11 protein-coding genes and 1 tRNA gene are annotated in these 14,051 nt (G+C 62.5%); 4 read left to right on the top strand and 8 right to left on the bottom strand.

Features of this window, described 5'->3' with window-relative positions; genetic code table 11:
• Positions 1-626: 626 nt before the first annotated feature.
• Positions 627-702, bottom strand: a tRNA-Val gene (locus tag RDN59_RS02040).
• A gap of 113 nt (positions 703-815) precedes the next feature.
• Positions 816-1,253 carry a DUF3052 domain-containing protein gene (locus RDN59_RS02035; RefSeq protein ID WP_308606354.1) on the bottom strand — a complete coding sequence of 146 codons (438 nt, stop codon included), beginning with the start codon at positions 1,251-1,253 and terminating at the stop codon, positions 816-818.
• Positions 1,254-1,426: 173 nt separating this feature from the next.
• Here RDN59_RS02035 and aceE point away from each other — a divergent pair, with 173 nt between their 5' ends.
• On the top strand, positions 1,427-4,183 hold the full coding sequence (gene aceE, locus RDN59_RS02030; RefSeq protein WP_308606352.1) for a pyruvate dehydrogenase (acetyl-transferring), homodimeric type: 2,757 nt from the start codon (positions 1,427-1,429) through the stop codon (positions 4,181-4,183).
• Between the two features lie 231 nt (positions 4,184-4,414).
• On the opposite strand, the gene RDN59_RS02025 is transcribed toward aceE, so the two are convergent.
• Positions 4,415-5,428 (bottom strand): alpha/beta hydrolase, encoded by a 1,014-nt coding sequence (locus RDN59_RS02025; protein WP_308606350.1) that lies wholly within the window; start codon positions 5,426-5,428, stop codon positions 4,415-4,417.
• 26 nt (positions 5,429-5,454) lie between these two features.
• On the opposite strand from RDN59_RS02025, the gene RDN59_RS02020 reads away from it, so the two are divergent.
• Together RDN59_RS02020 and RDN59_RS02015 are read left to right on the top strand one after the other, a co-directional pair.
• The gene (locus tag RDN59_RS02020) at positions 5,455-5,760 is read left to right on the top strand and encodes an acyl carrier protein (RefSeq protein ID WP_308606349.1); all 306 of its coding nucleotides are present in this window, start codon (positions 5,455-5,457) and stop codon (positions 5,758-5,760) included.
• A complete protein-coding gene (locus RDN59_RS02015) occupies positions 5,757-6,536 on the top strand; it encodes an HAD-IIA family hydrolase (protein WP_308606348.1) in 780 nt (259 codons plus the stop codon). The genes RDN59_RS02020 and RDN59_RS02015 overlap by 4 nt, the downstream gene beginning before the upstream one ends.
• 12 nt (positions 6,537-6,548) lie before the next feature.
• Here the strand turns inward: RDN59_RS02015 and RDN59_RS02010 are convergent, their stop codons facing one another.
• The 3 genes from RDN59_RS02010 to RDN59_RS02000 form a co-directional block, all read right to left on the bottom strand.
• The gene (locus RDN59_RS02010) at positions 6,549-7,001 is read right to left on the bottom strand and encodes a hypothetical protein (protein WP_308606347.1); all 453 of its coding nucleotides are present in this window, start codon (positions 6,999-7,001) and stop codon (positions 6,549-6,551) included.
• A gap of 399 nt (positions 7,002-7,400) precedes the next feature.
• Complete coding sequence (locus RDN59_RS02005) at positions 7,401-8,204, bottom strand: serine hydrolase domain-containing protein (RefSeq protein WP_308606346.1); 804 nt, start codon at positions 8,202-8,204, stop codon at positions 7,401-7,403.
• A gap of 10 nt (positions 8,205-8,214) precedes the next feature.
• Entirely contained in the window at positions 8,215-8,844 is a 630-nt protein-coding gene (locus RDN59_RS02000; RefSeq protein WP_308606345.1) for an excalibur calcium-binding domain-containing protein, read from the bottom strand.
• Between the two features lie 154 nt (positions 8,845-8,998).
• On the opposite strand from RDN59_RS02000, the gene RDN59_RS01995 reads away from it, so the two are divergent.
• The gene (locus RDN59_RS01995) at positions 8,999-10,648 is read left to right on the top strand and encodes an alkaline phosphatase D family protein (protein ID WP_308606344.1); all 1,650 of its coding nucleotides are present in this window, start codon (positions 8,999-9,001) and stop codon (positions 10,646-10,648) included.
• Positions 10,649-10,800: 152 nt separating this feature from the next.
• On the opposite strand, the gene RDN59_RS01990 is transcribed toward RDN59_RS01995, so the two are convergent.
• Positions 10,801-12,366, bottom strand: coding sequence for a mechanosensitive ion channel domain-containing protein (locus tag RDN59_RS01990; protein WP_308606343.1), 1,566 nt, complete (start codon positions 12,364-12,366; stop codon positions 10,801-10,803).
• Between the two features lie 43 nt (positions 12,367-12,409).
• A complete protein-coding gene (locus tag RDN59_RS01985; protein WP_308606342.1) occupies positions 12,410-14,008 on the bottom strand; it encodes an ABC transporter substrate-binding protein in 1,599 nt (532 codons plus the stop codon).
• Between the last annotated feature and the right edge of the window lie 43 nt (positions 14,009-14,051).

The raw sequence follows: 14,051 nt of genomic DNA, 5'->3' as shown, positions 1-14,051 counted from the left end.
GGCACTCTGCACTCGGAATGGTCAGCCCCGTCGACTTCGAGAACCACGCCGGCGCAATCAACAGCAGAAAAGAAATAGCTGCCTAACCACTAGGTAGCTCCACTACGTGTCCACGATTTGCGGGCAACCCCAGGTCAATGCGGATACCGACGCACCTTTCTGTGCTCGAACCAGGCCCAAATCAAAGAAGCCAAGAACAACAGTGGCGTAACCCACGCCAGACGATGCCACCAATGTGCTCCAAAGTATGATTCATCAGCACTTAGGCCTGCTAGATAATTGATTACAAGCGTTGCGATGAACAGCACTACAACGACAGTAACGCTCCACCAGTAGGCTGCACTTTTCTGTTTACGCCTCAATGCCGTCCTCCTCAATACATGTTTGCTGTTTTAGCGCGAGTTTGTGTGGTTAGTCGTCTCCCCCACCCAGATTACATCGTTGGGCTATTGTTCTAGGAAGTCCAGCATCAGGGCGCCAATCCGGCCTAAACGACAAAACGTGTTGTTTAGGCCGCCGGAGCAGTCCGCATCTACACCGACCACCAAAGCGGCCCTTAACCCCTAGAGCACCGGCCTCCGAGCACGACGAAACCCCTCTCCGACTTAACGGAAAGGGGTTTCATTTGGTGCGGCCTGAGGGGATCGAACCCCCGACCTACTGGGTGTAAACCAGTTGCTCTTCCAGCTGAGCTAAAGCCGCAGTGCACTTGGTGCGCTCGAACAAGATTAGCCCATGGGCACCCGCAGCAACAAATCGGGGTGTGATTCGCCGCTGCGAATGCCGCGTGAGCAGGTATATCCTGCGATTATTTCTTAAGGCTTCTTGGTGTAGCCGCGGGCCACGAGGCAGGACCCCTGCCACTCGCCGAGGCGCTCGGCCTTGGTCTGCACCAGACCGGCCAATTGTGCAGATTCGGAGATCTCGCCTGGCTCCAAGTTGCCCGGCTTTCCAGCTCCTGGGGTCAGCAGCCAGATGCGGCCGGAATCGCCCAAGGGACGGGTGGCATCCACCAGCCCATCGACCAAGTCGCCGTCCTCCGCGCGCCACCACAGCAGCACGAGGTCGCACAACTCGTCGGTCTCCTCCTCGAGGAAATCCTCCCCCAACACGTCCTCGATGGACTCAGAAATCGTGGAGTCACAGTCTTCGTCCCAACCAAGTTCTAGGGCAACCTGGCCCTCCTCAACGCCGAGCTTGGCTGCAAATCCCGACACTCGCTGAGTTCCTTCCGATGAAGTAGTTGATGTCATGCAGAGTATTTTAACGTCTACGGTGCACTTTTTCGCGTCAAGCCTCCCCCGTTCGGCCCCGGAGGTGGACATTTTCCCCTATAAAACCACCCGTGGGGGCCTCCGAATGACCCACCGTGAAAGGGGCGCGTATCCTAGAGCAAGATCTGTGTACTACGACCCAGGAGGATTTAATGGCCGACTTGGACGCCCACAACGGCGACTCCAACTTTCCCATCGTTCGCGATGGCGTGGCAGCATACCTGCATGACTCCGACCCCGAGGAGACCCGCGAGTGGATGGACTCCCTCGACGGTCTTCTAGATTCTTCCGATCCGGAGCGCGCCCGCTACCTCATGCTGCGTCTTCTTGAGCGCGCTACCGCCAAGCGCGTGCCGTTGCCGTCGCTGACGTCCTCGGATTTTGTTAACACCATCCCCACCTCCCTGGAGCCAGAGTTCCCGGGCGATGAGGAGTTGGAGAAGCGCTACCGCCGCTGGATCCGCTGGAACGCGGCCATCATGGTGCACCGCGCACAGCGCCCGGGCATCGGCGTCGGTGGACACATCTCCACCTACGCGGGCGCTGCCCCGCTGTATGAGGTGGGCCTGAACCACTTCTTCAAGGGCAAGGATGATCCCTCCGGCGGCGACCAGGTCTTCTTCCAGGGCCACGCCTCCCCGGGTGTCTACGCCCGCGCCTTCATGGAGGGCCGCCTGAGCGAGGAAGACCTCGACGGCTTCCGCCAGGAGCACTCCCGCGGCGAGGGCAACGGCCTGCCGTCCTACCCGCACCCACGCCTGATGCCGGACTTCTGGGAGTTCCCCACCGTGTCCATGGGTCTGGGCCCCATCAACGCCATCTACCAGGCACGCTTCAACAAGTACCTGGAGACCCGCGGCATCAAGGACACCTCCAAGCAGCATGTCTGGGCCTTCCTCGGCGACGGCGAGATGGATGAACCGGAGTCCCGTGGTCTGCTGCAGATGGCTTCCCTCTATGAGCTGGATAACCTGACCTTCGTGGTGAACTGTAACCTGCAGCGTCTCGATGGTCCGGTGCGCGGTAACACCCAGATCATTCAGGAGCTGGAGTCCTTCTTCCGCGGTGCCGGCTGGTCCGTCATCAAGATTGTCTGGGGCCGCGGCTGGGACAAGCTGCTGGAAGCCGACAAGGACGGCGCCCTGGTCAACATTATGAACACCACGTCTGATGGTGACTACCAGACCTTCAAGGCTAACGACGGCGCCTACGTGCGCGAGCACTTCTTCGGCCGCGATGAGCGCACGCTCAAGCTGGTGGAGGACATGTCCGATGATGAGATTTGGGCACTGCGCCGCGGCGGCCACGACTACCGCAAGATCTACGCCGCATACGACAAGGCGTTGAGCTACGCGGGTACCGGCCGCCCGACGGTCATCCTGGCCCACACGATTAAGGGCTACGGCTTGGGCCACAACTTCGAGGGCCGCAACGCTACCCACCAGATGAAGAAGCTGACGCTGGAGGATCTGAAGCTCTTCCGCGACAAGCAGGGCATCCCGATCAGCGACGAGCAGCTCGAGGCCGATCCGTACCTGCCGCCGTACTACCACCCGGGCAAGGACGCCCCGGAGATCAAGTACATGCTGGAGCGTCGTAAAGAGTTGGGCGGCTTCCTGCCGGAGCGCCGTGAGAACTTTGAAACGCTGACCACCCCGGACCTGTCCAAGCTGCGCTCGGTCCGCAAGGGTTCCGGTAAGCAGGACGTCGCCACCACCATGGCGCTGGTACGTACCTTCAAGGAGCTCATGCGCGACAAGGAGCTGGGCAAGCGCGTCGTGCCGATCATTCCGGATGAGGCCCGCACCTTCGGTATGGACTCGTGGTTCCCGACTCTGAAGATTTGGAACCCGCGTGGCCAGAACTACGTCCCGGTGGACCACGACCTCATGCTCTCCTACCGTGAGGCCACGGATGGCCAGATTCTGCACGAGGGCATTTCTGAGGCCGGTGCCGCAGCTTCCTTCACCGCAGCTGCCACCTCCTACGCCACCCAGGGCGAGGCGATGATCCCGCTGTACATCTTCTACTCGATGTTCGGCTTCCAGCGCACCGGCGATGCCTTCTGGGCAGCGGGCGACCAGCTGGGCCGCGGCTTCATCATCGGCGCTACTGCCGGCCGTACCACCCTGACCGGTGAGGGCCTGCAGCACATGGACGGCCACTCCCCGATCTTGGCGTCGACCAACCCGGCCGTGGAGGTCTACGACCCGGCCTTCGGCTACGAGATTGCGCACCTGGTTCCACGCGGTATCGAGCGCATGTACGGCGAGGACAACGAGCCGATCATGTACTACATCACCGTGTACAACGAGCCGGTCAAGCAGCCTGCAGAGCCGGAGAACCTCGACGTCGAGGGCCTGCACAAGGGCATCTACCACTACAACACCGCCGAGTCCGGCTCCATCCCGGCCAACATCCTGGCCTCCGGTGTGGGCATGTACGAGGCCCTGCGCGCCCAGGAGATCCTGGCTGAGGACTTCGATGTCAAGGCTTCGCTGTTCTCCGTCACCTCGTGGGTCAAACTGGCGCGCGACGGCGCTGCGCGCAACAAGGAAGCACTGCGCAAGGGTGTTGAGCCGACCGAGTCATTCGCTACCTCCCAGCTCAAGGGCTTCGAGGGACCGTTCGTCGGTGTCTCCGACTTCGGCACGGACCTGCAGGAGCAGATCCGCCCCTACGTTCCGGGCGACTACATCGTCCTGGGCGCAGATGGCTTCGGCTTCTCCGATACCCGCGAAGGCGCTCGCCGCTACTTCAACATCGACGCCGAGTCCATCGTCGTCGCCGTTCTCGAGGGCCTGGCCCGCGAGGGCAAGGTGGAGCGCAGCACCGTCGAGAAGGCAGCTCGCGAGTTGAAGCTCGACGACCCGACCGCCACCATCTCTACGTCCTCCGACGAGGACTAAGCCTGAAACGGATTAAGGCTTGGGCTCAACAGCCCCAAGCCCTCCAGCCCCTTCTGCCTGAGCAGGAGGGGCATTCTTCTTGCCTAAGCCCAAGGGACAACTGCCCTAGTTGCCAAAGTTCTAGCCAGATCTTGAATCAGAGGCTCTAACTTTGTCAGAACGGGCAGTTCGAGCACCACAGGAGGCTCAGCCAACGCCGATAAAAGGCTCAACCGCCATCAGCAGTGGGGACTAGCCGCCGAGCACGCGATCGAGCACCCGCCCCAAAGCCTTGGACACCTCACTCGGTTCTTCCAGGATGACCATGTGGCCCGCCCCGTCGACGACGGTCAGGGTGGAACCCGGCCAGTGGCGGGCAATCACCTCCGATTGGCGGCGCGGGGTCACGATGTCATGCTGGCCCACCACGATTTCCCCCGGCACGCTGCGCAGCCGGGCCGTTGCGCCGAACTCAGAGTGCTCCACCAAGTCATCGAAGAAGCCCGCGTAGCTCGACATCGGCGTGTCCAGCAACATCGCCACGTGAAATTGCAGCTTGTCCATCTGCGGAAAGCCCTGCAGCAGCGCCGCGAACGCCGGGGCGACAAGTGCCGCTACCTCGAAGCGCACCCGGTTGAGCCGACGGGGCAACTTCAAGCACACGCGGTAGACCGCACCGAGGGTCTTCGATTCCAACATGCGCGCCACTCCTGCGGCGGCGAAGCGCTGCATCGAGGTGGCCACCAGCGCCATTCCCTCAACGCGGTCAAAGACATCCCGCGGGGCGCGGCGCAATAAATTCAGCGCGATCATTCCGCCCATGGAATGCCCAAGCAACACCAACGGCCCTTCGGCGGCACGCTCGGCAATCACGGCCAGCACATCATCGGCCGCACCCCGAACAGTGCACTGCGCGGGGGCGACGTGGGTGGATTGGCCGTGGCCGCGGACGTCGACAAGCAGGCAGCGCACCGTGGGATAGTTGCGGCGTACGTCGTTGACCTGAGAGTAGAAGCTCTCAGCCGACAGACAATAGCCGTGGATGAAAACCGCGGTGGCCTCCGCGTCCTGCGGGCCTACCTCGTACCACGCCACGCGCACGCCGTCGTTGTCGACGAAGCCCGAGTCCGTCACCCCAGTCAGGCCCGGCTCCGTCGTAAGATCATGCAACTGATCGTGGACGGTGTGCTCGATGGAGCGCATGCGGGGGCGAACCCGGCGCGACCAGCTGCGGGCGATGGCGGAGGAACGTGCTCGAATAACCATGACATTTCAATACTAGACTGGGCCCTATGGCTAATGACCTTTCAGCGCAACTCCAAGCCCGCTTCGGCTCCGCGCCGGCACAAGAGCAGGATTCCACACCCGCCGGCGGCGACGCCTATAGTGAGCTCACTCGCCTCATCACGAAGGTGACCGGCGTGGAGGAAGGCCTAGAGCGCGAAGCGAAACTGGAGGACCTGGGGGTTGAATCGCTCGAGCGCATCGAATTAGCAGTGCGCCTGGAGGAAGCCTGCGGGGTCCGCCTCTCTGAAGAAACCATGCTCTCCGTAACCACGGTGGGCGAACTTGCTGATTATGTGGAGGAACACTCGTGATTTCCTATCTTTCGGACATGGACGGCGTGCTCATCAAGGAAGGGGAGATGATTCCCGGCGCGGACCAGTTCATCCAGGCGCTGAAGGATAACAACATCGAGTACATGGTTTTGACCAATAACTCAATGTCCACCCCGCGGGATCTGTCCGCCCGCCTACAGAACACCGGCCTGGATATCCCGGCGGAGCGCATCTGGACTTCCGCGACGGCCACGGCGGCCTTCCTCTCCAACCAGGCGGGACTGTCCACTGCCTACGTCGTGGGCGAGTCTGGGCTGACCACCGCCCTGCACGAGGCGGGCTGGATTCTCAATGACCGGGACGCAGATTTCGTGGTCTTGGGAGAGACCCGCACCTATTCTTTTGAAGCCATCACCACGGCCATCAATCTCATCCGCAACGGCGCGCGCTTCATTGCGACCAACCCGGACGTCACCGGCCCGGCCCCACAGGGTGTGCTGCCGGCCACAGGCGCTGTCGCAGCACTCATCACCGCGGCGACCAACCGCGAGCCTTACTACGTGGGCAAGCCGAACCCGGTCATGATGCGCAGCGCGCTGAATAACATCGGCGCACATTCGGAAAATACCGTCATGATCGGTGACCGCATGGATACCGACGTCAAGTCCGGCCTAGAGGCCGGCATGCGCAGCATCCTGGTGCGCTCCGGTATCAGCGATGACCGCATCATCGAGCGCTATCCTTTCCGCCCGACACGCATCATTGACTCCGTGGCGGACCTGCCGGAGCGCATCCTCGATCCCTTCGCGGACTAGGCCCTCACCGACTTAGACCGCGCGCTTAACGACGCCCCGAAAACCGTACTCCCCCGCCAGCATCTCCACCGCGCGGCCCAGCGCTTCTAGTTCGCTGGGTGTTCCGGTGAGCACTTGCTGGCAGCCGATTCCGGCACCGGCGTTGCCGACCGCCGCGCTCTCGGCGTTGTCCCCGCCTGCACCGACAACGTCCCATACTGGATCGCGGCGCCAGCGGGTGCACCACTGGGCGGTCAGCGGATCATCGCCGGGGACGATGAATTCGCTTTCGCTGCGAATACAGCGCGCCATGGCGCGCTCGATGGCGGGGCGCAGGCTGCGCGGCATGCCCGAGATCTGCAGCACGGCGGTGCAGACCTCACCGCAGGCGCGGTTGGGCCACGTATCCGCTGGGCTGCCAAGTAGGCTGGCTGAAGGGGCCGGCGCGGTTGCACCGGCTACCTGCGGGTGAACGCGTTGATTCACTCCTTAAACTCCTTTGACGTGCGAGTGATGGCACGCCGGCATGCGCCGACGCAAGACGAGCTTCGTCTTCCCCTACGAACTTGTCTTCATCACGCCACTCGCGCCGAGGCGCGAGCACCGATTGGTGCGGCCACGGTACGTGGCCACTCGGTGCGTCGTTGTGTGTCCACAATTTTCCCCCGCCACTTGGGCCACAACAACCTTCAACCTGCACTTAAGCCCCCACTGCCTCAATATCAGGTTGAGACTTTCACCCGAAAACTCACCCCACTAATCACATACGCCACACAAGAGCTCATCAGCATCAGGCACGCGCGGCCGCCACAGGCGCCCCACTACCCCCGTTGTGGTTCCTGTCGGTGCGCCGCGACAACGCTCAAAATCTTCACGCGGCGCTGGCTAGCGCGCCTGGCAATCCTCCCAGATCGCCGTATTGGTCTCCGCCCATAGCGGCTTACACCAATCTCCGAAGTCGCGGTCCGTGAGCGCCACCATGGCCCACTCACCGGCCACCCACAGGTAGGTTCCGCTCATGCCGAAGTGGCCGACGGCATCGGCTGGCAAGCCGCCCATCCATTGCTTCTTTTCGCCGTGGATTTCAAAGCCCAGCCCCCACGTGCAGTCCTTGAAGCTGCCGTAGCCTGGCACGATTCCGCGCAGCCCCGGGAACTGGACGCTGCGCATCTCTTCCACGGTGGAGGCATCGAGCAACCGCGGTGAGTACACCTCGGCAGCAAAGTCAGCAAGATCCTCCACGCTGGAGACCAGCCCGTGGCCGGCCGAGCCTTCCAGGGTGGTGGCCTGCATACCCAACGGGGCGCACACACCTTCTGAAAGGTAGTCAGCAAAAGGAATCTCGGTCGCAGCCTCGACTATCTCGGCGGCCCACTCATAGCCCGCTGAAGAATAAATGCGGCGCTCACCTACCGGTTTTTGAGACTCCCGGGCATCAAAACCCACGCCCGAGGCATGGGCCAACAGGTGGCGCAGCGTGGAGCCTTCAGGACCGGCAGCCTGATCCAGCTCCACGGCGCCCTCCTCTACTGCCACCATCACCCCATAGGCGGCCACCAGCTTGGTCACGGAGGCTACCGGGAAGCGGCGGGAGACATCACCGACCTGTTCTACTACCTCACCGCGGTGCAGCAAGGCACCGGCAACGACATCGACAGGCCAGGACTCAAGAGAAGAAAAAGCGCTCATGCGCTCCAGCTTAACGAGGATCGCGCTCGCAGCCTACGCCATCACCATCGCGGTCGAACTTGGAGCGGAAGCCCGGGTCGCTCGGGTAGATGGGGCGGCCCAGCGCGTTCCACACGTCAGCGCAGCGAGAGTAGTAGGCCGGAGCTGGTGCTGGCTTCGGTGCGGGAGCAGGCGCCGGCTTCGGCGCAGGTGCGGGAGCAGGCGCCGGCGCAGGAGCCGGTTCCGGGGCTGGCTGCGGAGCAGGAGCAGGAGCAGGGGCAGGGGCCGGTGCGGGCTCCTGCGCCTTCGGCGAAGGAATCACGCCCGGCAGCGGGTTCGGGATGATGCCCTGCTGCACGGCCCAGAACACGCCACCGGCGATGGCCGCGAGAAGCGCGGCGCTAATACCCAGGCCCAAGGCAATCCTCTCACCCTGGGAAGACTGCTCGAATTCGGCGTCATCTTCCTCCTTGCTGGAGGATTCAACGTCCAGCTCCGAAGAAAGGCCGGCGTCGATGTCGCCCGTATCAGACGGAGAGGAAACCACGGTAGGGGCCTCCTCGTAGGATGCGCCGACCTCCGCCTGGGCGGGGACGACAACGGACAGGGAGAGAGAAACAGAGACAGAGGCGGCGAGAACCGCACGAGAGAACTTCTTCATAGGCATAAGTTATAGCCCGTAACTCACCCCGCAAGAAATTGCTCCACCCCAAGGGGTAAAACAAACGTAAAGCCTCGGAAAACCACACCTGACCGGCGGGCGAATTCTCTGTCCCCAAGTTGCGACACCGCCACAGCGGAGAAACCGTAGAGCCATGCGCCGCTCTCTGACTCGCCGCCGCCTCCTCCACGCCTCCGGATTAGCCACAGCCACCGCCGCCTCCCTCGTCGCCTCTTCGGCTTCGGCAGCCGATCCCACGTCCACCTCCTCACTTGGGCTCGTAGAGCCACCCGCGGGCACGCTCCCCTTCTTGCACGGAGTGGCATCCGGCGATCCGACTCCAGATTCGGTCATCCTCTGGACACGCATCACGCCCACCGAAGAGGCACTGCCGGGCAGCGGCGTAGGAGCTTCGGTCACCGTGGAGTGGGAGGTGGCAGCGGATGGGGAGATGAGGGACGTCGTCAAGCGCGGCACCGTCGTGGCCTCCACAGGCCGTGACCATACCGTCCACGTGGACCCGCACGGCCTTCAGCCGGGCACCGTGTATTTTTATCGCTTCCTCGTCGATGGCGTCTCCTCCCCCATCGGACGGACCAAGACCGCACCTGCGGCCACCGCCTCGCCGGAGCAGCTCACGTTTGGTGTTGCGTCCTGCGCCAACTGGGAGTCGGGCTTCTTCAGCGCCTACGCGGACATCGCCCAGCGCGCGCAGACCGGGGAGCTGGATTACATGGTGTTCTTAGGCGATTACATCTACGAATACGCCGCCGGCGAATACTCCGGGTTTGGGCCGGTGCGCCTGCACCACCCAATCCACGAGATCACCACGCTGGCGGATTACCGTACGCGCTACGGGCGCTACCGCACCGACCCCGACCTGCAGGCAGCGCATGCCGCTCTGCCGTGGATCGTGGTGTGGGATGACCATGAAATAGCCAACGATAACTGGGCCGGAGGCGCGGAGAACCACGCCCCCGCCACGGAAGGAAGCTGGCAGGAGCGGCAAACGGCGGCCATGCGCGCCTATTTCGAGTGGATGCCCGTGCGCGCCACAGCACCTTCCGAGGCCGGGCATCTGTACCGCTCACTGACCTTCGGCGACTTGGCCGAGCTGACCATGATGGACCTGCGCACCTACCGCGACCAGCAGGCTCCATGGAACCCGGTGGCGTTTATGGAAGAGGGCCGGAGCATGCTGGGAACTGAGCAGTATGACTGGCTGCTGGGAAAGATTGAGACCTCGCAGGCCACGTGGAATCTGCTGGGAAATTCGGTGATGTTTGCCCCGCTGAACCTAGTGTCACTGCAGGAGAATTCGCTGACCGCACAGGTGGCCGCCGCCCTGACGAAGAACATCACGGCGATTCCCGTCAACGGGGACCAGTGGGATGGTTATTCCGCAGAACGCCGCGCGCTTATCGACGCCCTCCGCGCCTCCCCTGCCCACGCCCTGTTCCTCACCGGCGATATCCACACCGAATGGGCACATACGATTAGCAAGGGCGAGGAGGTAGTTGCCGCGGAGATGGTGTGCGGGTCCGTGTCGGCGCCCAATATCAACGAGGCGCTCAACCTACGCGCGGGTAATACTGTCTCCCGCCTCGCCGAACAGGTACTACGCCAGGCCAACCCGCAATGCCACCACGTGGAGCTGGATAGCCACGGCTATTGTTCCGTCACGCTGAGCCGCGAGGAGGCGCAGATGCACTGGCTGCGCGTCGATGACTTGCTCAGGCCGGGCTCCTCCGTGAAAGAGGCGCACGCGCTGACCTATAGGCCGGGCGCGGGAATTGTGAGCTAGCTTGCTTGCGTTAACGAACGGTGGCGATGCGTCGATACACAAGGCGTAGCGCATTACGCCGCTGCACTTCCCTATCACTCATATTTCTCGTGCGCCCTCTCCAAGCGTCTCTCTCGCCTCTCTCTGTGCAGCGCCTCTCGGCCCCTTCGGGTCTACATCACGGCGGAAGGCTCCGAAGCCCCTTCAGTAGCGGTAGCCTGTGCGCCCTCGGTGGGCGCGGGAGTCTCGGAGACCCCTTCCTCCGCTGGTGTTTGGGTTGTCGGTTCCCCTGGGTTCGCGGGTGCGTATGTCGCCTCACTGTCCGGGGTGCTATCAGTGACTGTGCCCTGCACGCCTTCAGCCGGCTCCTCAGGCGTGGAGGCATAGGAAGGCTCGTCCTGCGGCGCGGTTTGTGGAGTAGGCGAAGGCTCGATGGGCTGAGTGGACTCGGACGTGGACTCTGATTGACCCATCCAGCGTGATGGCGACAGCCACCCGGCATCCTCCACTCCGTCTGGGTTGGCAGACGCTAACAACAGCACACTAATCACGCCGAGCCCGGCGATAAGCCCTGTGGTGGAGCGGCGCACACGCCCGCCAAGCGTCCAGAAAGAGTCCCACTTGTTCTCCGGCTTATCCGCGCGCCAGATACCGCGGCCGTAATCATCCTCTTCCTCATCGTCGGGTTCGGCCGAGTAGGCCGGGCGCCCTGGGCCGTCGTCCTTGCTGTCTTGCGCTTCAGCGGCCGCATCAGCAACAGCGTCGGCGGCTACCGCCTCCGCCTCGGACGCCGAGCGCTGCTCTCCCGACTCGGTGTTCGCGCCTGCCGCCGCCATGACGGTGGTGGGGGCATCGGCATCAACCGCGCCACCCAGCACCTGCAGGACATCACCCGCGACGTTTTCTGCGTTAGGCAGCTTGTACAAATCCCAGAAGGAAGAAAGCAGCGCCGAACGGATTGCGCGCTCCACCGCCCACTGGCGTGCGGGATTAACCTGCACCAGAACTCGGTACTGCACCTGCCAAGGCTGGCCAGCCACCGTAGGAGCAACCAACCCCGTGGCGGGCAGAACGTCGAGCTCACCAGCCACGTCCGCGCGGATGTCTGGAGTATTGATGGCGCGTTGCGAAATCTTCTCTACCTGTTCGGTCAGCTCCTGCACGGAATCGCCCTCATGGACCGGGATGGCAATATCCACCACCGCGCGCGACCACTCTTGCGAGTAATTTGTGACCACGCCCGCCGAACCATTCGGCACCATGACAACTTCACCGGTCGGCGTACGCACCGTCGTCGTGCGCAAGGTCAGCGAAACGACGGTGCCCTCCACGCCGGTCACGCCGTCGAAGCTGACGTAGTCACCCACACCGAACTGTTTTTCCGAGAGGATAAAGAAACCGGCGAGGAAATCACCGATGATCGACTGTGCACCGAAACCGACGGCAGCCGAGACCACGGTTGCCGGGATGGCCGCACCCAGGGGAGGCACCCCAACGTTGGCCAGTGCAGCCAACACGAGCAGGAAGTACGCCACCGCTTGTGCCACATAGACCAGCGCGCCGGCCAGCGCCAAGCGCGCCTTGGTGGACTCTTGGTTTTCATCGAGGCGGGACTCAATAACCCGCACCGCCAAGCGGCCGATGCGCGGGATGAGAATCGCCAACAACAGCATTCCTAGCAGCGGCAAGCCATGGTCAACGAAGGCCTGCCACATGGCGAAAAAGTAATACTTCAGCATTACGCCAAGCCTAGTCCTACAGCCTGACAGAACCCTTGGAATCTCAAGCGCGGTGGATGAGGTAGTAGTTCGGAGTGGGCTTCCACGTGTAGCCAGCAGGGATGATGTCCTTGCCGTAGGCGCTGAATGCCTTAGTCGTCCACAGCGGAATCGCCGGCATCTTCTCCAGCAACAGCGCCTGGGCCTGCACGTAGTACTCCTGAGCCTCCTCCCGGTCCTTCGCCTGGCCTACCTTCTTCAGCAACTCGTCATATTCGGTGCTGCTAAAACCTGACTCGTTTTCTGAGGAATAGGAGGCAAACAGCGGTATCAGGAAGGTCGACTCATCCGGAAATTCCGCCTGCCAAATCGTCCTGAAAGCACCGGTAATGTGACGCGCTGTGACCTCTTGACGCAATTCCTTCAAGGTCCCAAATTCCTTGCTTTCGGCGAGCACACCGAGGGTATCCGTCACCTGCTTAGCCACGGCATCGACCCACGTCTTGTGGCCGCCATCGGCGTTAAACGCGATGCTGAACGTCCCTTCAAACGGATCGAGTTTCTCCGCCTGTGCCCACAGCTCGCGGGCTCTATCCGGCTGGTAGGTCAGCACGTCAGCACCCTCCGGCGCGGGTGGTGGGGAGCCGAAGAGCGGCGCTACGAAACCGTTGGCTGGAGTCACCCTATCGTCGAAGATGTCCCGCGCAATCCTTTCTCGGTCTACCGCCATGGACAGGGCCCGGCGGCGCAGGCGGCCAGCCTCGCCACGGAAATTGGCATCGTTGGCGGGAATGGTGATCTCCACGATCGAACCGCCGGGCTTAGTCAGAGCTCGGGAACCTAGCTCCTTTTCAAAGCTTTCGAGCTTCTCTGCTGGAATGCGCGTCAGCACGTCCAGCCGGCCCGCCACAAGATCCTGGTAGGCCTGTTCCTCCGAGGCGTACACGACGAACTTTATGCCCTCATTCTGCGGGTTTCGCGGCCCTTTATAGCGCGGGTTCGGCACGAGGGTTAACGCCTTCTCACGTTCCCACGAGGCTAACAGGTAGGGCCCGCTTCCAATCGGGTCCGTGCCGCGCTCACTCAGCTTGTCCTGATCCGCAGAGCGCATGGGGAAAAAGACTGAATAACCCAAGCGCTCCATAAAGCCCGCTGTGGGGCGCGAGAGCTCAATGCGGAAGGACTTCTCCCCCGTCACCGTCAGGCCGCGCATCTCCTTCCTGCCTTCATCGAAACCGAGAATCGGCGCAAAATGATGTGCGGAAAGCAGGGACTGGCGCACCGCGGTATTCCACGTATCGACGAAGTCCTGTGCGCCGACCTTCGTGCCATCGGAGAATACCGCGTCTTCACGAATCTGCACGTCAAAAGTGGTGTCATCGACCTGCGTGACGGATTCCGCCATGTCGTAATGGGCGCCGCCGTCCTTATCCAGGTACATCAGCCCCGAGTACACCAGGTTGATAATGGTTTGGCCTGGCACGTCGTTGGAATCGGCCGGGATGAGGGACCGCTGTGGCTCCGAGATATCGGTGGTAATGAGATTCATTCCCGAGGTATCCATGAGCTCCGGTTCCGTTCCGCAACCCGCCAGCGTGGGGGCCACAACGCCCGACACCGCCAGCGCCGCGAGCATACCCAGAAAAGAACGCCTCGACGTCACGCGTCCATCACCTCACTTTCAACACTAGGTTAAAGCATTTCTC

This window comes from uncultured Corynebacterium sp., from assembly GCF_902489365.1.
Taxonomy (GTDB): Bacteria; Actinomycetota; Actinomycetes; order Mycobacteriales; family Mycobacteriaceae; genus Corynebacterium.
The sequence above is the reverse complement of the archived record's forward strand: the minus strand, read 5'-3'. Positions and strand labels throughout refer to the sequence as shown.

Bases quoted from the DNA above. Each gene is read 5' to 3' on its own strand.
- RDN59_RS02020 (WP_308606349.1), top strand. From the start codon at position 5,455: ATGGCTAATGACCTTTCAGCGCAACTCCAAGCCCGCTTCGGCTCCGCG.
- RDN59_RS01990 (WP_308606343.1), bottom strand. From the start codon at position 12,366: ATGCTGAAGTATTACTTTTTCGCCATGTGGCAGGCCTTCGTTGACCAT.
- aceE (WP_308606352.1), top strand. From the start codon at position 1,427: ATGGCCGACTTGGACGCCCACAACGGCGACTCCAACTTTCCCATCGTT.
- RDN59_RS02035 (WP_308606354.1), bottom strand. From the start codon at position 1,253: ATGACATCAACTACTTCATCGGAAGGAACTCAGCGAGTGTCGGGATTT.
- RDN59_RS02025 (WP_308606350.1), bottom strand. From the start codon at position 5,428: ATGGTTATTCGAGCACGTTCCTCCGCCATCGCCCGCAGCTGGTCGCGC.
- RDN59_RS02005 (WP_308606346.1), bottom strand. From the start codon at position 8,204: ATGAGCGCTTTTTCTTCTCTTGAGTCCTGGCCTGTCGATGTCGTTGCC.
- RDN59_RS01995 (WP_308606344.1), top strand. From the start codon at position 8,999: ATGCGCCGCTCTCTGACTCGCCGCCGCCTCCTCCACGCCTCCGGATTA.
- RDN59_RS02000 (WP_308606345.1), bottom strand. From the start codon at position 8,844: ATGAAGAAGTTCTCTCGTGCGGTTCTCGCCGCCTCTGTCTCTGTTTCT.